Consider the following 17,572-nt stretch of genomic DNA (forward strand, 5'->3'; position numbering starts at 1 on the left):
GGCGAGGGGCGACGAGGTTCAGCCGAGCAGCGCGATGATCTCCGCGGTGGTGCCGGACTCGCCGAGCCGGGGGAAGATCCGGGTCAGCGCATGCTCGTGGGACTCGGCCGCCAGGTCGGTCATCGCGTCGGTGGCGAGCGTGACGTGATAGCCGTGCTCGTACGCCGCCCGTGCGGTCGACTCGACGCCGATGCTGGTCGCCACGCCGGTCAGCACGATCTGGGTGATGCCCCGCCGGCGCAGCTGTACGTCGAGGTCGGTGCCGTAGAACGCACCCCAGTTGCGCTTGGTCACGATGATGTCGTCGGCGTGGCCGGCCAACTGGTCGACGATCTGGTCAGCCCCGGGCGGCGGTGTCCCACCGGCCGAGCGGGCGGGCTGCTCGGTCCGTCCGGTCAGCCGATCGGCGCCGTCGGCCGCGAAGCTGACGCGGACGAGGACTACCGGAAGATCGTGCTTGCGGAACGCGTCGGCGAGCTCGACGGTCTTGCTGATCACGTCGGCTGTGCTGTGCGGCTCGCCGGGGAGCGCTGCGACCGCGTTCTGCAGGTCGATGACGACCAGGGCGGTCTTGGGATCGATGGTGGTGACGGACATGGGTGGACCTCTCTCTATTCGGGGAGTCGCCGGAAGGTGACCAGCACGAGCAGGCCGGCGATGACGAGCAGGAAGATCGCCATCTCGTGCAGTCCGGCCGTCGTCGCACCGTGCTGGAAGAAGTGGGCGTTGGCCGCCGCGGAGATGAGCGCACCGACGTACACACACGTCCGCAGCAGGCCGGCGGATGAGCCGATCCGGGCCGGATCGGCCTGCTGGTAAAGGGCAGTCTGGTTCGCAAGGTTGTTCAGGCCCTGCGGGACACCGGCGACAACACCGACCACGGCCAGGATCCAGATCGGCGTACTCGGGCCGACCAGCAGCTGAGCCGCCGCGGCCACGACCAGACAGATGCTTCCGGCAACGAGTTTGCCGCGGATCTGTGCGCGCCGGCCGGTGAGCAGCGTGACCAGGACCGCCGCCAGAGACAGCGGCAGCAGGAGCAGACCGGCCGATGATGCACTCAGCCCGCGAGCCTCCTCCAGCCACTGGGTGAAGCCGTAGAGGAACGAGTACGCGCCGACGAACGCGAGCACCTGGCGCGTGTAGGTGAGGATCAGCGGCCGATTGCCGCCCAGCACCCGCAGATCGATGAACGGCGCCATCACCCGCAACTGGGTGATCACGAACGACACACCCAGGACCAGCGCGATCACCAGCACGTACCACCGCGACAGCCGTGGCTGCATCAGGAACAGCATCAGCGCGACCAACGTCGTCGTGAACAACGCCACTCCCACGTAGTCCAGTCCGCCGGCGCCGCGCGAACGCGCCCGGCGCGGCAGCCAGAGCGAACCGAGCACCACGCAGATCACCGACAGCGGGACGTTCATCGTGAAGATCAAGTGCCATCCGCCGAGTCCGATCAGCAGACCGCCCAGCGTCGGGCCGATCACCGCGATCACCTGGTTCGGCACCGACAGGCTGCTCAGGATGCCCGCGGGTGTCGCCATCCCGGTCCGGTCAGCCTCGCTGCGGATCAACGACATCGCGGCCGGGTACGCCGCCGACGTACCGAGACCGAGGAGGACGCGCGACGCGACGAGTACGCCGAGGTTCGGAGCCAGCGCACCGAGGAGGCCGGCAACCCCGACGAGCGAGGTTGCGATCAGGTACAGCGGACGCGGACCGAACAGGTCGACCAGCCGGCCCATCACCGGCTGACCGACCGCGGTCGCGATGTACAACCCGGTGACGAGCCACGCGGTCTGCGAGGGCGATACGCCGAACGCCGCGCCGATCGGGATCAGCGCCACCGCGAGCATCGACGAGTTGATCGGGTTCAGCACCGATCCGACGATCATCGGCGCGATCAGGCGCCGGTCGAACGTGGAGGGATCCCCCGTCACCGAGCAGTCGCCGCCTCGATGGCCCGATCGAGCACGGCGAGTGCCTTGATGATGGTCTGCCGCTCAGCCTCCGTGCAGTGCTCCTGCAGCGTCTGTGCGAGCCACTCCTGCCGGACCTTGCGATCACCCTGCAGGCGGTGGCGGCCGGACGTGGTCAGCGACACGACCTGACGGCGGCCGTCCTCAGGATCGGGGTGCCGCTGGATCAGGTCGGCCTGCCGCAGCGCGGCCAGGATCGCGGCGATCGACTGCGGCCGGATCCGCTCGGCCGCGGCCAGCTCGCTGGCCGACGCCGGCCCGTCCTTGTCCAGCCGGCTCAGCACCGAGGACTGCGACGGGGTCAGATCGTCGGTGTCGGCGAGCGCCTTCAGCCGTCGTTTGACCCGGCCGAAGACCACCCGCACCTCGCTCGCCGCACGCATCGCGGACGCTGAGATCTCCATGCCGACCACTCTAACTCATCAGTCCAGACTGATCAGTTCGGGCTGTCATTGGCCACACCAACGACGCCGCAGGAAGTTTTCGCAATCCCTGGACACCGGCCGCCGGACCGGACTAGCGTCTCAGTCTCAACCAATTCTATTCACCGTGAGAATAAATGGCGAAGCTGGAACGAGGCACCCGGACGGCGAACCGCGGCGCGGTCATCGCCGCGCTGCTGTCCGGCGCCGGGATCGACCGTCGGCAACTGGTGGCACAGACCGGACTCAGCTGGGCCACCGTGGCCAGGATCGTGGACGACCTGCTCACCGACGGGCTGGCCCTGGAGCAGCACAAGATCGTCCGCGAGGGCCGGGGCCGGCCGGGCGCCGCGCTCGGTTTCAACCCGCACTCCGGGCTGGTGTGCGGGGTCGACCTCGGCGGCACCTACTGCCGGATGGTCATTGCCGACGGCATCGGTACGGCGATCATCCGCTGCCGGGACGAGACCCCTCGCGATCTGGGGGCGGCCGAGCTGGCGTCCTGGATCGCGGCCCGGGTCCGCGGCCTGGTCGAGCGGTACGGCGACGGCGTACCGCTGACGTCCGTGGCGATCGGGCTGCCTGGTGTGGTCGCGTCCTCCAGGGACCGGGTCGTCGGCGCGTTCAACCTGCCGCAGATCCTCGGCACCACCTTCGTCGAGACCGTCAGCGCCGAGCTCGGCGTACCGACGATCATCGACAACGACTCCAACCTGGCCCTGCTGGGTGAGCTGCACTACGGCGAATTGCCCAGGGACGAGACCGTCGTCCTGCTCAGCCTGGGCACTGGTCTGGGCTCGGCGGTCGCCTTCAACCGGCAGGTGCTCGCGGGACCCGAAGGTCTGCTCGGCGAGTTCGGCCGGCTGCGGTTGCCGGGCCGCAAGGAACGGCTGCGGGACCTGTTGTCCGGCGCGGGGTTGCTCGCCCTGGTGCAGGCGGCCGGCCATCAACTCGGCTCGGCCGACGAGGTCTTCGCCGAGCCGGACCGCTTCGGTGGCCTGGTCGACGAGATCCACGAGGCGTTGCTGCATCTGGTGTCGATCGTTGCCCTGGCCTACGAGCCGAGCACGGTGGTCTTCACCGGCGGCTTCTCCGGAGCGTTCAGCGACTCCGCGCTGGAGACGGTGAGCGCCGAGACGTACGAGACGGTCGGCGTGCACAGCGATCTGCGCCGATCTGTGCTCGGGGATTCGGGCGGCCTGCTGGGTGCGATGGCCGCCGCCCTGAGTGGTTACTACACCGCGATCGGGGTGGCCCGCCACCAGGTCGCCTCGATCACTACGTCCGCCCCCGGTGTCGTGGCCCAGCTGGACGGCTGCGCTGTCGACCCATCTCACGAAGAGGAACCGACATGAAGCCCTGGAAGACCTTGGCTCTCCTCGCATCGATATCGCTCAGCCTGGCCGCCTGTGGAGGCTCCGGTCCGGGCAAGGCCGCGCCGACGAACAAGCTGACGGTCTGGATGATGACCGGCGGTCCGGGTGACAACAAGATCATCGGCGACGTCACCAAGCAGTTCAACGAGAAGCATCCCGACGTGAAGGTGACCGTCGAAGTACAGCAGTGGGACAACATCGTCACCAAACTGACCACCGCGCTCGCCTCCGACAACCCGCCCGACATCGTCGAGATGGGCAACACCCAGACGCCGATGCTGACCGCCTCCGGGGCGCTGGCCGAGTTGACCGGCAAGAAGGGCGAGTTCGAGTCGTCCGACCAGTGGCTCGCCGGCCTGGCCGGACCGTCGACGTACCAGGACAAGCTCTACGCGACTCCCTTGTACGGCGGGACGAAGGTCGTCATGTACAGCAAGAAGATGTTCGCCGCCGCGGGCATCGCGAAGCCGCCGTCCACCGTCGACGACCTGATCGCCGACTGCGGCAAGCTCGCCAAGGCACACACGGCGACGCCGAACTTCTCGGCCTTCTACATGCCCGGCCAGTACTGGTTCGCCGGGATGCCGTTCCTGTTCGGCAAGGGCGGCACGATCGCCACCCAGAGCGACAACAAGTGGACCGCGCAGATGAACAGCGCGGAGAACCAGGCCGGCCTGGCGGAGTGGAAGAAGTTCCAGAACGCCTGCTCGACGCCGTCCTCGATCGGCGCCAACACCGACAGCCCCGACCAGGACCAGATCTTCGCCGACCAGAAGGCCGCGATGATCTACGTCAAGGCGTGGGAGCCCGGCGCGGTCGGTGAGAAGAACGCCAAGGCCGCCGCGGACGCCGGCTACTTCATCATGCCGGGCTACGAGGCGGGCAAGCCGCTGCCGGTGATCGTGGCCGGCTCCACCATCGGCATCGCCCAGAACAGCCCGAACAAGGACCTGGCCGTCGACTGGCTGAAGATCATCACCGGCAAGGCGTTCCAGCAGACGATGACCCGGACGATCCACCAACTCCCGGTGGTCGCCGCCTTCCTCCCGAGCGGGAACGTTCCTGAGGTGCTCAAGCTCGGCGCCCAGGCCGCCACGGTCAGCCAGGCGCTGCCCTCGACGCCGGGCGAGGCGACCCTGGAGACCGAGAGCTACAACGAGCAGTTCTTCTCGAAGATCGCCAAGGGCGCCGACATCGCCAAGTCCGCCGAGGACTACGACAAACACGCGACCGAAGCGTTCAACGCCCAGTCCGGACAGCGCTGACGGCCGATGACGTCGCTGACCCAGACCCCGGAGACCACCACACCGGTAACGCCGCCGCCCACCTCTCAGGCTGGGCGCGGCAGTCGGCTCGCGCGGCTCACGCCGTACGGCCTGATCGGACCGGCGCTGATCGCGTTCGCGGCAGTGCTCGGCTATCCGCTGGTCCGGCTCATCTGGCTGTCGGTGCAGGACTTCGGGCCGCGGTCGCTGTTCACCGGGGAGGCGCCGTTCGTCGGCTTCGACAACTTCGCCCGGGTGCTCGGCGACACCGACTTCTGGTTCACGCTGCTGCGCACTCTGGTCGTCAGCGTCGCCTGTGTCAGCGGCCTGATGGTGATCGGCTTCCTGCTGGCGTCGTTGCTGATGCAGGTATCGGCCTGGGCGCGGGTGATGCTTTCGGTCTGCCTGGTCCTGGTCTGGGCGATGCCGATGGTGTCGGCGACGATGATCTGGCGCTGGCTGTTCGAGCCGCAGTACGGCGTCCTGAACTGGGTCATCACGCAGCTGAAGGTCTTCGGCGACTTCTCCGCGCACGACTGGTTCTCGTCGCCGCGTCAGGCGCTGCTCCTGATCATCGCGCTGATCGTCTGGAAGGGCCTGCCGTTCGTGGCACTCACGCTGTACGCCGCGATGGGCCAGATCCCCGGTGATCTGTACGAGGCGGCCGCGCTCGACGGCGCCGGGCGGTGGTCCGTGGCCCGGCAGGTCACGATGCCGATCCTCGCCCCAGTGCTCGCCGTACTCGTGCTGCTGGAGGTGATCTGGTCGGTCAACTCGTTCACGCCGATCTGGGTGCTGACCCAGGGCGGTCCCGACGGCGGTACGACGACGCTCGGGGTCTACTCGTATCTCGAGGCGTTCACGCGCAACGACTACAGCGGCGGCGCGGCGATCGCGATCATCACGGTGCTGCTGCTCGCCGTACTCTCCGTGCTCTACGTACGCCGCTTGTTCGCGCAGGACGAGGCGATCGGATGAGAAGGAAGCGCTCCGTACCCAACACGATCGCCGTCCTGGTCTCGCTGGTGGTGATCTTCCCGGTCTACTGGATGTTCGCGACCGCGCTCAAGCACCCCGGCAAGATCCTGTCGGCGACGCCCGAGTTCATCCCCTGGCCGCTGAGCCTGGACAACTTCCGTACGGCGCTCACGCACGGGCCGTTCCTGCATTACGTGCGTAACTCGTTGCTGGTCTCGGTGTCGACGGTGCTGATCGCGCTGGTCGTTGCCCTGGGCGCCTCGATCGCGCTGGCCCGGTTCCGGTTCCTCGGCCGGCGGGCGTTCCTCGTCGGCCTGGTGCTGGTCCAGATGGTGCCCGGCTCAGCGATGGTGATCCCGCTCTACCTGATGCTGCGGTCGGTCGGCGCCATCGACTTCGTGCCCGGACTGATCATCACCTACATGACGTTCGTCCTGCCGTTCACGATCTGGACCCTGCGCGGCTTCGTGGCCGGGATCCCGCTGGAGCTGGAGGAGGCCGCGATGGTCGACGGCTGCGGCCGGTTCGGCGCGTTCTGGCACATCCAGCTCCCGCTGCTCGCGCCGGGCATCGTGGCCACCTCGATCTTCGCCTTCATCAGCGCGTGGGACGACTACCTGTTCGCCTACGTGTTCCTGAAGTCGCAGAACAACTACACGCTGCCGGTCTGGCTGGTGTCGTTCCAGACCTCCGACGGCATCGACAACGGCGCCACCATCGCGGCGTCGGCGATCTTCTCGCTCCCGGTGCTGATCGTCTTCCTGCTGATCCAGCGCCGGCTGGTCGGCGGGATGACGGCCGGCGCGGTCAAAGGCTGAACCCCATCAGGAGGATGTTGTGACTTCAGAGCTCCAACGGCTCGCCCACGGTGTGCTGTTCCCGGCGCTCGGCCGGCCCACGGTGCCGAACTGGGTGCCGGCCCGGATCGAGGCCGGCCTCGGCGGGTTCGTGATCTTCGGCAAGGACATCGTCGACGGATCGCAGTTCCGGCAGCTGGCCGCGCAGTTGCACGGTCTACGCGACCACGTCCTGCTCTCGATCGACGAAGAAGGCGGCGACGTCAGCCGGCTGGCGAACCTCGGCGGCTTCTCGATGCCGGGCAACCGCGCACTCGGCGAGCTGAACGATGTCGAGCTGACCCGGCAGGCGGCGTACCAGATCGGGTTGTCGTTGGTGGAGGCCGGTGTCGACTGGGACCTGGCACCGGCGGTCGACACCGCGATCAACCCGCTGAGTCCGAACGGGATCCGTTGCTTCGGCGCGGACCGCGAGCTGGTCAGCCGGCACACCGCCGCCTGGGTGGAGGGCATGCAGGCAGCTGGGGTGAGCGCCTGCGCGAAGCACTACCCGGGCCACGGTCTCAGCGGCACCGACGCTCACCTCGCCACGCCTCTCGTCGACGTGTCGCGGGAGGAGTTGCTGGCGAGCTACCTCGATCCGTTCCGCGCAGCGATCGGGGCCGGCGTCGACAGCATCATGGTGTCGCACGACCTGGTGCCGCAGGTGGACGACGTACCGTCGACGATCAGCAAGGTGCTGCTGACCGACATCCTGCGCGGAGAGCTCGGGTACGACGGGGTGGTGATCACCGATGCGCTCGAGATGTACGGGATCGCGGACGTGGCGCCGCTGCCCGAGGCCGCCGTACGGGCGATCGAGGCGGGGGCCGACGCGCTCTGCCTCGGCTCGTGGGCGTTCCTCGACGACGTGGATGTGGCGGCTGCTGCTCTGGTCGAGGCCGTCGAGAACGGGCGGCTGCCGTTGGAGCGGTTGGAGAGTGCGAACGAGCGACTGGCTCGGCTCGGGACGCGATCGAAGGCGGACGTGGCGGAGCGGGACAACGGGCTGGGCGAGCGACTCGCCGAGCAGGTCGTCGTGACGCACGGGGACCCGCGGGTACGGAGTGACGCCGTACTGATCATTCGCCTGGAGCCCACCCACTCCCCCGCTGCCGGGTCTTCGGGCTGGGGTGTGGAGGAGCTGCTGCGCGATGCCGGGAAGGTTGTCGAGAGCATCGGATTGTCCGGGCAGACCTACAACGGGCCCGGAATGGCCCGGGCCGGAGTCGGTGAGTTCCGGTCGGAGTACGGCGCCGACAGTCAGGTGGTGCTGATGGTGCGCGGGGCGCATCGCTTCGACTGGCAGGAGAAGCTGATCGGCGAGCTGCACAGCCAGCACCCGGACATGGTCGTCGTCGACATGGGCGTCCCCGGCGTCGACTACTCGGGCTTCGCGGGGTGGATCCAGACCTTCGGCAGCGCCCGGGTCTGCTCCGAAGCAGCCGCCCGCCGCCTCCTGGTCAGCTGACCGACACCTCGAGCACACCGATCACCTTCTCGAGCCGGGCGGCGACCCGCCCGGCGTCGAAACCGTTGCCTTCGACGACGATCCGCAGCTCGCCCCGGTCCAGCGACAGGGCGAGCTCGCGGACGTCGTACGGGTTCAGCAGGACGGCGATCCGCGCCAGCAGACCGCCCGTCTCGACCACCTCGGCGGTGAACACCGTCATCGTTCGCTCGACGGCGAGCAGACTCATCGCACGACCTCCTTGTGGCGCAGCAGACCGAAGGTGAAGCCGTCGACCAGCGCCTCCCACGACGCCTCGACGATGTTGTGGCCGACCCCGACCGTGACCCACGAACCCTCGCCGTCCGCCGTCTCGATCAGAACTCTGATCACGGCATCGGTGCCGTGGCCCTGGTCGAGGATGCGGACCTTGTAGTCGACCAGCTCGAACTTGTTCACCACCGGGTACGCGCGCTCGATCGCCGTCCGCAGCGCGTGGTCGAGCGCGTTGACCGGGCCGTTGCCCTCCCCCGTGACGATCTCCCGCTCGCCGCCCGCGACCAGCTTCACCGTCGACTCCGACACCGCCTCGCCGTCGGCGCGCGACTCGGTGATCACCCGCCACGACTCGACGTCGAAGAACGACGCCCGCTGCCCGGTCACTTCCTCGGTCAGCAGCAGCGAGAACGACGCGTCGGCGGCCTCGAACGTGTATCCGCGGGCCTCCATCTCCTTCACCCGCTCGGTCACCCGGGTGACCACGTCGCGGTCAGCCTTGTTACCGCCGAGGTCGAACCCGAGCTCGCGGCCCTTCAGCTCGACACTCGCCCGGCCGGCCATCTCCGAGACCAGCATCCGCATGTCGTTGCCGACCAGCGCCGGATCCGTGTGCTGGTAGAGATCCGGGTCCACCTTGATCGCGCTGGCATGCAAGCCCGCCTTGTGGGCGAACGCTGACAGGCCGACGTACGGCTGCCGGGTCGACGGCGGCACGTTCGTCACTTCAGCGATCGCGTGCGCGATCCGGAACGACTCCGACAGGTTGCCCGGCGGGAGCAGCTGATGTTCCCGCTTCAGCTCGAGGTTGGCCACGATCGCCAGCAGGTCGGCGTTGCCGGTGCGTTCGCCGTACCCGTTGATCGTGCCCTGGACGTGCGTGACGCCGGCCTCGACGGCGGCGATCGAGTTCGCCACCGCGCAGCCGGCGTCGTTGTGACAGTGGATGCCGAGCCGGGCACCGGTGGAATCGAGGACGTCCCGGACCACGTCCTGCAACTCCCGCGGCAGCGTCCCGCCATTGGTGTCGCAGAGCGCGACCACGTCGGCCCCGGCCTCGACGGCTACCCGCACGACCTCCAGCGCGTAGGCGCGGTTGGCGCGGTACCCGTCGAAGAAGTGCTCGGTGTCGAGGAAGACCCGCTGACCGTTCTCCCGCAGATGCGCCACGGTGTCGGCGACCATCCGGAGGTTCTCGTCGAGCGTCGTCCGCAAGGCCCGCTCGACGTGCGCATCGTGGCTCTTGGCAACGAGTGTGACGACGCCGGCGCCGGAGTCGCGCAGCGCGGCGACCTGCGGGTCGTCGGCGGCCGCGGTCTGCGGCTTGCGGGTCGCGCCGAACGCCGCGAACGTCGCGTTCTTCAGGTGCAGCTCGGTTCTGGCCCGCTCGAAGAACTCGGTGTCCTTGGGCACCGCGCCCGGCCAGCCGCCCTCGATGAACCCGACCCCCAGGTCGTCCAGGTACTGCGCGATGACGATCTTGTCGGCCACGGACAGCGCCAGCCCCTCCTGCTGCGCGCCATCGCGAAGAGTCGTGTCGTAGACGTGGAAATCGTCCGAGATGCTCATAGGGGGCCGGCCTTCCAGAGGGGGCTGTGGTGCATTCTTGGGACAAACAAAAAACCTCCCGCAAGGTGCGAGAGGTCTGCGCGCTCAGGTACAGCTTGCTGAGCGCGCCTAGGGAATAATGCCCTGGTAGTTCTTCATGACGTTTTGCAGTCTGCCACACAATGTCCGAACGATGGCGGGACTGTCTCGCATCACGAACATTCAGTACTCCGGCCCGTACTGGAGTTCAGGTCAGGCGCTGAGTGACCATCCGGGGTCGTCCCAGGCGGTGTAGAAGTCCTCGCGGGACAGCGGCCGCAGGCCCCACTCCTCGCGGTCCAGGGCCTGGTCGGTGAGCATCCCCTCGTCGTCCTCGAGCCGCTGCCACCAGTACCGGGTGACCTCGCCGTCCTCGCCGGATCCGAGCTGCCGGATGACGACCCATTCACGCTCGTGCCAGACCGCCTCGTACAGCCAGTCGGTGCCGCGGTCGTCGGCGACGGCGCCGTACGTCCGCGGCGCGGTGCCACGGTCGAGGTCACGGATCAGCTCGACGGTCGACCGGATCGCGGCGGACGTCTCGGCGGACCAGCCCCGGCGCTCGGCCAGCTCGGCGTAGTAGCCCTCGACGTCGTCCGGGAAGCTGCTCATGCCGCCCGACCCTACCCAAGCCGGGCTGCCGGCAGCGACCACCGGTCCGACCCTCGAACCTGAAAAGATCCTGTGAAACACCTACTGCAGAACAGGATCGACCGGTGAGCCAGCCCGACGACGCTGACCTGAACGTGCTGAAGGCCCCGTTGCCATCCCGCCATGAGGTGGACGCCATCCGGCAGTTGCGGTTCCAGCTGCTGGGGTACGCGACCGCGCTCGGGGTGCTGATCACGCTGACGCCGACCTGGCTGATCCGGGAGTACAGCCGCGGCGACCTGCGCCTGTACAGCGGATTCGGCATGGCCCACGACGCCCGGATTCTCGGTAGCGCCGCCAACTGGCTGTTCATCGTGTACCTCGTGCTGACCCTGGTCGCACTGGCCACGCCGACGACCGTCGCCGCCTTCGCCTGTGCGTACGCCGGGCTGGTGGACACCGTGGTGATCGTGCTGCTGAAGCCCGGCGGGGAGGACGGCGCCGACCTCGGCTGGACCGGCGCGCCGTTCCTCGCGATCGGGCTGTGGCTAGTCCTGGCCGTCATCAACCACATCGGCTGGTACGACATCAACCGGCGAGGATGACAACGGCCCGGCGAGGATCCGCCGGGCCGTCGTTGCACTGACTCAGGAGATGCGGGTCATCCAGCCGTGCGGGTCCGCCGCGCGGCCGTACTGGACGTCGAGGAGGGCGCTGCGGACGGCCGCCGTGACCGGGCCGCCGTTGCCGTCGCCGATCTGGGCCTCGCCGTCCTGCCACTTCAGCGAGGCGACCGGGGTGACGACCGCGGCGGTGCCGCAGGCGAACACCTCCTTGACCTTGCCGGAGGCCGCACCCGCACGCCACTCGTCGACCGAGATCTTCCGCTCGGTGACCGTGTAGCCGAGGTCGGTGACCAGCTTCAGGATCGAGTCCCGGGTGACGCCCTCGAGGATGGTGCCGGACAGCTCCGGCGTGACGACGGTGTTGTCGTCCAGGACGAAGTACAGGTTCATCCCGCCGAGCTCCTCGACCCACTTCTTCTCGACCGCGTCGAGGAAGGCGACCTGGTCGCAGCCCTGCTCGATCGCCTCGGCCTGGGCGAGCAGCGAGGAGGCGTAGTTGCCGCCGGTCTTCGCTGCGCCGGTGCCGCCGGGGGCCGCGCGGGTGTACTCCTCGCTCAGCCAGATCCGGACCGGCTTGACGCCCTTCGCGAAGTACGAGCCGGCCGGCGACGCGATCAGGCAGTACGTCACGTAGCTGGACGGGCGGACGCCGAGGAACGGGTCGGAGCCGAACATGAACGGCCGCAGGTACAGCGAGGTCTCACCGCCGCCGGGCACCCAGGCCTTGTCGAGCTCCACCAGCTTGTACAGCGAGTCCAGGAAGACGTCGGTCGGCAACTCGGGCAGCGCGAGGCGCTGCGCGGACCGCTGGAACCGGGACGCGTTGGCCTCCGGGCGGAACAGATGGATCGAGTCGTCGGGATGCCGGTAGGCCTTCATCCCTTCGAAGATGGTCTGGGCGTAGTGGAACACCGCGGTCGCGGGAGACAGCTCCAGCGGTCCGAAGGCAGTGATCCGCGCGTCGTGCCAGCCCTTCTCGGCCGTCCAGGTGGCGATCGCCATGTGGTCGGAGAAGTACTGCCCGAATCCCGGGTTCGCCAGGATCTGGGCGCGCTGGTCGTCGCTGGCCGGTTTGGTGGTTGGCTCAACGGTGAACTCGCTCATAGCCGCACCGTACCTCTCGACCAACTGGTCATGCGAGCGTCGTGCGCGGGCACGGGTCAGCCCGCCGCGCGCTTGGCGATCGCGTCACCGATCTCCGCGGTGCTGCGGGCGGCGCCGGTGCGCTCCTCGATGTCGGCCTCCACGGCCGCCTCGATCGCGCGGGCGGCCTCGGTCAGGCCGAGGTGCTCACAGAGCAGCGACGCGGACAGGATGGCCGCGGTCGGGTCGGCCTTCTGCTGGCCGGCGATGTCCGGCGCGGAGCCGTGCACCGGCTCGAACATGCTCGGCGCGGTCCGGTCCGGGTTGATGTTGCCGCTCGCGGCCAGCCCGATCCCGCCGCTGATCGCGGCCGCCAGGTCGGTGAGGATGTCGCCGAACAGGTTGTCGGTGACGATCACGTCGAACCGGGCCGGGTCGGTGACCAGGAAGATCGTCGCCGCGTCCACGTGCAGGTAGTCGACGGCGATCTCCGGGAACTCCTCGGCGACCTTGTCGACGGTCCGCTTCCACAGGTGACCGGCGTGCACGAGCACGTTGTTCTTGTGCACCAGCGTGAGCTTCTTGCGCGGCCGCGCCTGCGCCCGGGCGAACGCGTCGCGGACGACCCGCTCGACGCCGTACGCCGTGTTGACCGACACCTCGGTCGCGATCTCGGCCGGCGTGCCGACCCGGAGCGCGCCGCCGTTGCCGACGTACGGACCCTCGGTGCCCTCGCGGACGACGACGAAGTCGACCTCGCCCGGGCTCGCCAGCGGGGAGCCGACGGACGGGTAGATCTTCGAGGGCCGCAGGTTCACGTAGTGGTCGAGGGTGAAGCGGAGCTTGAGCAGCAGACCGCGCTCGAGCACCCCGGACGGGACGCTCGGGTCGCCGACCGCGCCGAGCAGGATCGCGTCGTGCTTGCGGATCTCCTCCAGCTCGGCGTCCGGCAGCGTCTCGCCGGTGGCGTGCCAGCGCTTCGCGCCGAGGTCGTACTCGGTCCGCTCGAACGTCACGCCGTGCTGCGCGGCTACCGCGTCGAGGACCTTCAGGGCCTCGGTGGTGACCTCCGGTCCGATCCCGTCACCGGGAACGACGGCCAGCGTGAAGTTCTTCGTCTCGCTCACTTCTTGGGTTCTCCCCCATTGTCACGGCGGTTCATGGCCTCTTGGACAGCCTTGACCTCGTCACTGGCCGGGCGGGCGGTACGGCGACGCCGGGTCGCCTTCCGCTCCCGGGCGTCGATCGCGGGCCAGTTGGCTGGATACATGTCGTACATGCTGCTCCTTCCCAATATGTCGTGGGCGGCAGGATGCGCACGAATTTACTCGCACGTCCGACTAGTTCGCCACAATGCGGGCACCCCGTCCCGGAATGTGAGATCCCAGTGCTGGTCCTGGACCAGACCTGTGCAACTCTCAGCCGGTGAGTGCTCCTCCAGAACTGCCGCCGCTGGTGTCGGCGGCCCTCAGCCTGTCCGGCCGGCGCGGATTCGTCAGCTCCACCAGGAACGAGACCGGCCGGCTGCTCGCCTCGCTCGCCGCCTCGAAGACCGGCCTGCTCGGTGAGCTCGGGACCGGCTGCGGTGTCGGCTCGGCCTGGCTGCGCAGCGGCGCTGGAGACGGGACGAACATCGTCACCGCGGAGAGCGATCCGCAGCTGGCGCAGGTCGTCGCCGAACTGTTCGCCGACGACGAGCGGATCGAGGTCGTCTCGGCCGACTGGACCGCGCTGATCGAGCGCGGACCGTTCGCGCTGCTGTTCGTGGACGCCCGCGAGGCGAAGCTGTCCGCCCGCGACGTCATCGCGGACGTGGTCGAGCCCGGCGGCTTCGTCGTCCTCGACGACTTCACGCCATCGGCGGTCTGGCCGCCGATGTACGAGGGCCGCGTCGACACGCTCCGGCAGGAGTGGCTGATGGACAAACGCTTCACCACCGTCGAGGTGATGGTCGCCCCCGACGCCGCCGTACTGCTCGCCACCCGGCACTAGCCCGGCCTCGGACGTGAAAGCGGGCCCGGGCTATTGAGCCCGGGCCCTTGTCAGCCGCCATGCGCCTGCGGGCGGCTGACCGCCTCCAGTGTAAATCAGTCGTTCGTGTGACTCAGGCCTCGAGGTCCACGGTGCGGGCGGTGTCGGCCTGGACCGCGGCGGCGATGTCGTCGAGCACCGTCGGGGCCACCTTCGAGTCGACCGACAGCGCGACCAGGGCCTTGCCGCCCTTGCGGTCACGGCTGACCTGCATGCCGGCGATGTTCACGTCGGCGTCGCCGAGGATGCGGCCGATCTGGCCGACCGCGCCCGGCCGGTCCTCGTAGGTGAGGAACGCCAGGTGCGCGGCCAGCTCGACCTCGACGTCGTACCCGTCGATCTCGACCAGCCGCTCCGACTGCCGGACGCCGACGAGCGTGCCGGACACCGACACCTGGCCGCCGTCGGCGAGAGTGCCGCGCAGCGTGATCAGGTTGCGGTGCTCGGGGCTGTCGTGGTCGGTGACGAGCCGGACCTCGAGGCCCCGCTCGGCCGCCAGCAGCGGCGCGTTCACGTAGGAGACGTTGTCCTCGACGACATCCGCGAAGACACCCTTCAGCGCGGCCAGCTCGAGCACCTTCACGTCGTACTGCGTGATCTCGCCGCGCACCTCGACGTCGAGCTGCTGCGCGACGCCACCGGCCAGCGCGGTGAAGATCCGGCCCAGCTTCTCGGTCAGCCCGATCCCCGGGCGGACGTCCTCGGCGATCACGCCGCCCTGGACGTTGACCGCGTCCGGGACCAGCTCGCCGGACAGCGCGAGCCGGACCGACTTGGCGACCGCGATACCGGCCTTCTCCTGCGCCTCGTCGGTGGAGGCGCCGAGGTGCGGGGTGACGACGACGTTCTCGAACTCGAACAGCGGCGAGTCGGTGCACGGCTCGCTGGCGAACACGTCCAGGCCGGCGCCGGCCACGCGGCCCTCCTTGAGTGCGCTGTACAGCGCCTGCTCGTCGACGATGCCGCCGCGGGCCGCGTTCACGATGATGACCTCGGGCTTGACCTTGTGCAGCTGCTCGTCGCCGATGAGACCGATCGTCTCCGGGGTCTTCGGCAGGTGCACCGAGATGAAGTCACTGGTCGCCAGCAGCTCGTCCAGGGTGGCGAGCCGGACGCCCATCTGCGCGGCCCGGCCGGCCTGCACGTACGGGTCGTAGGCGATCACGTTCATGCCGAAGGCGGCCAGCCGCTGCGCGACCAGGACGCCGATCTTGCCGAGGCCGACGATGCCGACGGTCTTCTCGAACAGCTCGACCCCGGAGTACTTGCTGCGCTTCCACTCGCCCTTCTTGAGCGACTCGTTCGCGGCCGGAACCCGGCGCGCGGACGCCAGCAGCAGCGCGACCGCGAGCTCGGCGGCGCTGACGATGTTGGAGGTCGGCGCGTTCACGACCATCACGCCGGCCTGGGTGGCGGCCTTCACGTCCACGTTGTCGAGGCCGACGCCGGCGCGGGCGACGACCTTCAGCTTCTTCGCGGCGGCGAGCGCCTCGGCGTCCACCTTGGTGGCGCTGCGGATCAGGATGGCGTCGACGTCGGCGATGGCCGGGATCAGCTCCGCGCGGTCGGCGCCGTTCGCGTGCCGGATCTCGAAGTCGGGGCCGAGCGCCTCGACGGTGGCCGGGCTGAGCTCTTCGGCGATCAGAACGACGGGCCGGTTTACGTCAGTCATGGAGGAATCTCCTGCAGAAGCGGTTGGGGGCTCGTGATCTTCCAGAGCACCGCGCTGTGCCCGCTGACTCGATGGTACCGCGTCCGCTCCCGAGCCTGTCCGAGGGCCCGGATCCCGGTCAGTCGGAGTCGCAGCTGACCGGGAGCGCCATCGGCACGGTCCGGTCGATCACCAACTTGCCGTTCGCCCGGACCAGCTGGAACCGCACGTCGAGCCGGTTGCAGTTGTGGCCGTCCGCCCCGGTCGCGGTGGGCGCGAACAGGATGTTGTACGACATCCGCGCGTAGGAGCCGTCCGGCGCCACGTCGGTGATCTTTGGGTTGAAGAAGTATGACGTCTGGTGGTTGTGCCGGTCCCGGGCCTCGGTCATGCCCTTGGCGAATCTCGCCGAGTACAGCGACTGCAGCCCGCGGAAGTCCTGCTGGTTCTCCAAGGTGACGTAGTTGCCGAACAGCGTCCGCACCTCGACGTTCAGCGGTGTCGCGGCCACCTGCAGAGCCGGGGCGACCGCGGCCTGCGGACCGCGCGACTGGGGGCAGGTCCCACCGGCTGCGACAGTCAGGCCCGCCGGTGACGCAGCGAGGTACCCGCGGAGTTTCGCGAGCGGGACGATCGCGCTCGACTGCACGGTGGCGCCGGTGACGAGCCCGATCACGCCGCCGGACTTGTCGACGATCGGGCCGCCGAGCTTGGTCGCGTTCATGACCTCGCTCAACGCCCTCGGGTCGGCGGCCGAACCGACCTGGTTGACGGTCTGCTTGCCGGCCGCGGTGTAGCCGATCAGAGCTCGCTCCGCCTTCGGATCGGGATCCGTCGTCGGCAGATGCACCGGCGTGCTGTCGAGCCCGATCGGCTGCAGTACGGCGACGCCGTCGGCGCTGGTGCCGAGCAGGTTGGCCCGCCGGATCCGCCCGTCCGGCGTCACGACGACGATCGACTTCGGCTGATCGACTGCCGACGCGGCGGTCAGGACCCGCCCGTCGGCGATCAGCACGCCCGACGCCTCGCCGGTCGCACCGCACGTCGTCGCGAGGATGCGAACCACGGACGGGCCGACAGACTTCAGGACCTCGTCGGTGTTGATCGACAGGCTCTGGGCGCGGACGAACCAGCCCGCGCCGGCGCCGCCCGCCGTGATCACCAGCAGGACGACGAACCCAGCCAGGATCCGGCCGAAGATCCACGGCCGCCGCGCAGACGGCTGCGGCGCGGAAGGCCGGCTGGGAGCCTCCAGCTGGGTCAGTGAACCGGCGCCCGCAGGAATCCGCCGAGGCGGCCGCGGCGGCCCGTTCCTGCCGTCCTCCACCGCCACCCACCTCCCCCGCTATCACCCGCCCGGACCACAACCGTCACACATTGTGTCAAACACCGGCGTCAGTCGGCGGGACCGCGGA

General features: G+C 69.0%; 18 protein-coding genes. 7 read left to right on the forward strand and 11 right to left on the reverse strand.

Annotated elements, in window-relative coordinates:
- Positions 1–18 precede the first annotated feature (18 nt).
- Genes OHA18_RS01145 through OHA18_RS01155 form a run of 3 tightly spaced genes read right to left on the reverse strand, consistent with a single transcriptional unit; the run spans position 19 to position 2,389 of the window.
- Positions 19–597 (reverse strand): isochorismatase family protein, encoded by a 579-nt coding sequence (locus OHA18_RS01145; protein ID WP_329001547.1) that lies wholly within the window; start codon positions 595–597, stop codon positions 19–21.
- A gap of 14 nt (positions 598–611) precedes the next feature.
- Entirely contained in the window at positions 612–1,946 is a 1,335-nt protein-coding gene (locus OHA18_RS01150) for an MFS transporter (protein ID WP_329001548.1), read from the reverse strand.
- Complete coding sequence (locus OHA18_RS01155; RefSeq protein WP_329001549.1) at positions 1,943–2,389, reverse strand: MarR family winged helix-turn-helix transcriptional regulator; 447 nt, start codon at positions 2,387–2,389, stop codon at positions 1,943–1,945. The genes OHA18_RS01150 and OHA18_RS01155 overlap by 4 nt, the downstream gene beginning before the upstream one ends.
- A gap of 155 nt (positions 2,390–2,544) precedes the next feature.
- Between OHA18_RS01155 and OHA18_RS01160 the strand changes: the two genes are divergently transcribed.
- The 5 genes from OHA18_RS01160 to OHA18_RS01180 are packed head-to-tail and all read left to right on the forward strand — an operon-like array spanning position 2,545 to position 8,333.
- Positions 2,545–3,762 (forward strand): ROK family protein, encoded by a 1,218-nt coding sequence (locus tag OHA18_RS01160; protein ID WP_329001550.1) that lies wholly within the window; start codon positions 2,545–2,547, stop codon positions 3,760–3,762.
- Complete coding sequence (locus OHA18_RS01165; RefSeq protein ID WP_329001552.1) at positions 3,759–5,048, forward strand: extracellular solute-binding protein; 1,290 nt, start codon at positions 3,759–3,761, stop codon at positions 5,046–5,048. Before OHA18_RS01160 ends, OHA18_RS01165 begins: the two co-directional genes overlap by 4 nt.
- Before the next feature lie 6 nt (positions 5,049–5,054).
- Positions 5,055–6,026, forward strand: coding sequence for a carbohydrate ABC transporter permease (locus OHA18_RS01170; RefSeq protein ID WP_329001554.1), 972 nt, complete (start codon positions 5,055–5,057; stop codon positions 6,024–6,026).
- Positions 6,023–6,844, forward strand: a complete 822-nt coding sequence (locus OHA18_RS01175; protein ID WP_329001555.1) for a carbohydrate ABC transporter permease — start codon at positions 6,023–6,025, stop codon at positions 6,842–6,844. The genes OHA18_RS01170 and OHA18_RS01175 overlap by 4 nt, the downstream gene beginning before the upstream one ends.
- A gap of 19 nt (positions 6,845–6,863) precedes the next feature.
- The gene (locus OHA18_RS01180; protein ID WP_329001556.1) at positions 6,864–8,333 is read left to right on the forward strand and encodes a glycoside hydrolase family 3 protein; all 1,470 of its coding nucleotides are present in this window, start codon (positions 6,864–6,866) and stop codon (positions 8,331–8,333) included.
- Here OHA18_RS01180 and OHA18_RS01185 read toward each other — a convergent pair.
- The 3 genes from OHA18_RS01185 to OHA18_RS01195 all read right to left on the reverse strand — a co-directional run bounded on the left by OHA18_RS01185 (position 8,326) and on the right by OHA18_RS01195 (position 10,787).
- Complete coding sequence (locus tag OHA18_RS01185) at positions 8,326–8,562, reverse strand: hypothetical protein (protein ID WP_329001558.1); 237 nt, start codon at positions 8,560–8,562, stop codon at positions 8,326–8,328. The two genes, OHA18_RS01180 and OHA18_RS01185, sit on opposite strands and share 8 nt — an antisense overlap.
- Positions 8,559–10,157 carry a citramalate synthase gene (gene cimA, locus OHA18_RS01190; protein ID WP_329001559.1) on the reverse strand — a complete coding sequence of 533 codons (1,599 nt, stop codon included), beginning with the start codon at positions 10,155–10,157 and terminating at the stop codon, positions 8,559–8,561. Before cimA ends, OHA18_RS01185 begins: the two co-directional genes overlap by 4 nt.
- A gap of 231 nt (positions 10,158–10,388) precedes the next feature.
- Positions 10,389–10,787, reverse strand: coding sequence for a hypothetical protein (locus OHA18_RS01195; RefSeq protein ID WP_329001560.1), 399 nt, complete (start codon positions 10,785–10,787; stop codon positions 10,389–10,391).
- Between the two features lie 104 nt (positions 10,788–10,891).
- Here OHA18_RS01195 and OHA18_RS01200 point away from each other — a divergent pair, with 104 nt between their 5' ends.
- Positions 10,892–11,371 (forward strand): hypothetical protein, encoded by a 480-nt coding sequence (locus OHA18_RS01200; protein ID WP_329001561.1) that lies wholly within the window; start codon positions 10,892–10,894, stop codon positions 11,369–11,371.
- 42 nt (positions 11,372–11,413) lie between these two features.
- On the opposite strand, the gene OHA18_RS01205 is transcribed toward OHA18_RS01200, so the two are convergent.
- Genes OHA18_RS01205 through OHA18_RS01215 form a run of 3 tightly spaced genes read right to left on the reverse strand, consistent with a single transcriptional unit; the run spans position 11,414 to position 13,754 of the window.
- Positions 11,414–12,496 (reverse strand): branched-chain amino acid aminotransferase, encoded by a 1,083-nt coding sequence (locus OHA18_RS01205; protein WP_329001562.1) that lies wholly within the window; start codon positions 12,494–12,496, stop codon positions 11,414–11,416.
- A gap of 56 nt (positions 12,497–12,552) precedes the next feature.
- Positions 12,553–13,602, reverse strand: coding sequence for a 3-isopropylmalate dehydrogenase (locus OHA18_RS01210; protein WP_329001563.1), 1,050 nt, complete (start codon positions 13,600–13,602; stop codon positions 12,553–12,555).
- The gene (locus OHA18_RS01215) at positions 13,599–13,754 is read right to left on the reverse strand and encodes a hypothetical protein (RefSeq protein WP_166678429.1); all 156 of its coding nucleotides are present in this window, start codon (positions 13,752–13,754) and stop codon (positions 13,599–13,601) included. The genes OHA18_RS01210 and OHA18_RS01215 overlap by 4 nt, the downstream gene beginning before the upstream one ends.
- A gap of 146 nt (positions 13,755–13,900) precedes the next feature.
- Here OHA18_RS01215 and OHA18_RS01220 point away from each other — a divergent pair, with 146 nt between their 5' ends.
- A complete protein-coding gene (locus OHA18_RS01220; protein ID WP_329001564.1) occupies positions 13,901–14,467 on the forward strand; it encodes an O-methyltransferase in 567 nt (188 codons plus the stop codon).
- 112 nt (positions 14,468–14,579) lie between these two features.
- Here OHA18_RS01220 and serA read toward each other — a convergent pair whose 3' ends face one another.
- Both serA and OHA18_RS01230 read right to left on the reverse strand, forming a co-directional pair.
- Positions 14,580–16,178 (reverse strand): phosphoglycerate dehydrogenase, encoded by a 1,599-nt coding sequence (gene serA, locus OHA18_RS01225; RefSeq protein ID WP_329001566.1) that lies wholly within the window; start codon positions 16,176–16,178, stop codon positions 14,580–14,582.
- A gap of 118 nt (positions 16,179–16,296) precedes the next feature.
- Positions 16,297–17,484, reverse strand: coding sequence for a S1 family peptidase (locus OHA18_RS01230; protein WP_329001567.1), 1,188 nt, complete (start codon positions 17,482–17,484; stop codon positions 16,297–16,299).
- Positions 17,485–17,572 lie beyond the last annotated feature (88 nt).

It is taken from the genome of Kribbella sp. NBC_00709, assembly GCF_036226565.1.
Taxonomy (GTDB): Bacteria; Actinomycetota; Actinomycetes; order Propionibacteriales; family Kribbellaceae; genus Kribbella.

Bases quoted from the DNA above. Each gene is read 5' to 3' on its own strand.
- OHA18_RS01145 (WP_329001547.1), bottom strand. From the start codon at position 597: ATGTCCGTCACCACCATCGATCCCAAGACCGCCCTGGTCGTCATCGAC.
- OHA18_RS01155 (WP_329001549.1), bottom strand. From the start codon at position 2,389: ATGGAGATCTCAGCGTCCGCGATGCGTGCGGCGAGCGAGGTGCGGGTG.
- OHA18_RS01160 (WP_329001550.1), top strand. From the start codon at position 2,545: ATGGCGAAGCTGGAACGAGGCACCCGGACGGCGAACCGCGGCGCGGTC.
- OHA18_RS01165 (WP_329001552.1), top strand. From the start codon at position 3,759: ATGAAGCCCTGGAAGACCTTGGCTCTCCTCGCATCGATATCGCTCAGC.
- OHA18_RS01170 (WP_329001554.1), top strand. From the start codon at position 5,055: ATGACGTCGCTGACCCAGACCCCGGAGACCACCACACCGGTAACGCCG.
- OHA18_RS01175 (WP_329001555.1), top strand. From the start codon at position 6,023: ATGAGAAGGAAGCGCTCCGTACCCAACACGATCGCCGTCCTGGTCTCG.
- OHA18_RS01185 (WP_329001558.1), bottom strand. From the start codon at position 8,562: ATGAGTCTGCTCGCCGTCGAGCGAACGATGACGGTGTTCACCGCCGAG.
- cimA (WP_329001559.1), bottom strand. From the start codon at position 10,157: ATGAGCATCTCGGACGATTTCCACGTCTACGACACGACTCTTCGCGAT.
- OHA18_RS01195 (WP_329001560.1), bottom strand. From the start codon at position 10,787: ATGAGCAGCTTCCCGGACGACGTCGAGGGCTACTACGCCGAGCTGGCC.
- OHA18_RS01205 (WP_329001562.1), bottom strand. From the start codon at position 12,496: ATGAGCGAGTTCACCGTTGAGCCAACCACCAAACCGGCCAGCGACGAC.
- OHA18_RS01215 (WP_166678429.1), bottom strand. From the start codon at position 13,754: ATGTACGACATGTATCCAGCCAACTGGCCCGCGATCGACGCCCGGGAG.
- serA (WP_329001566.1), bottom strand. From the start codon at position 16,178: ATGACTGACGTAAACCGGCCCGTCGTTCTGATCGCCGAAGAGCTCAGC.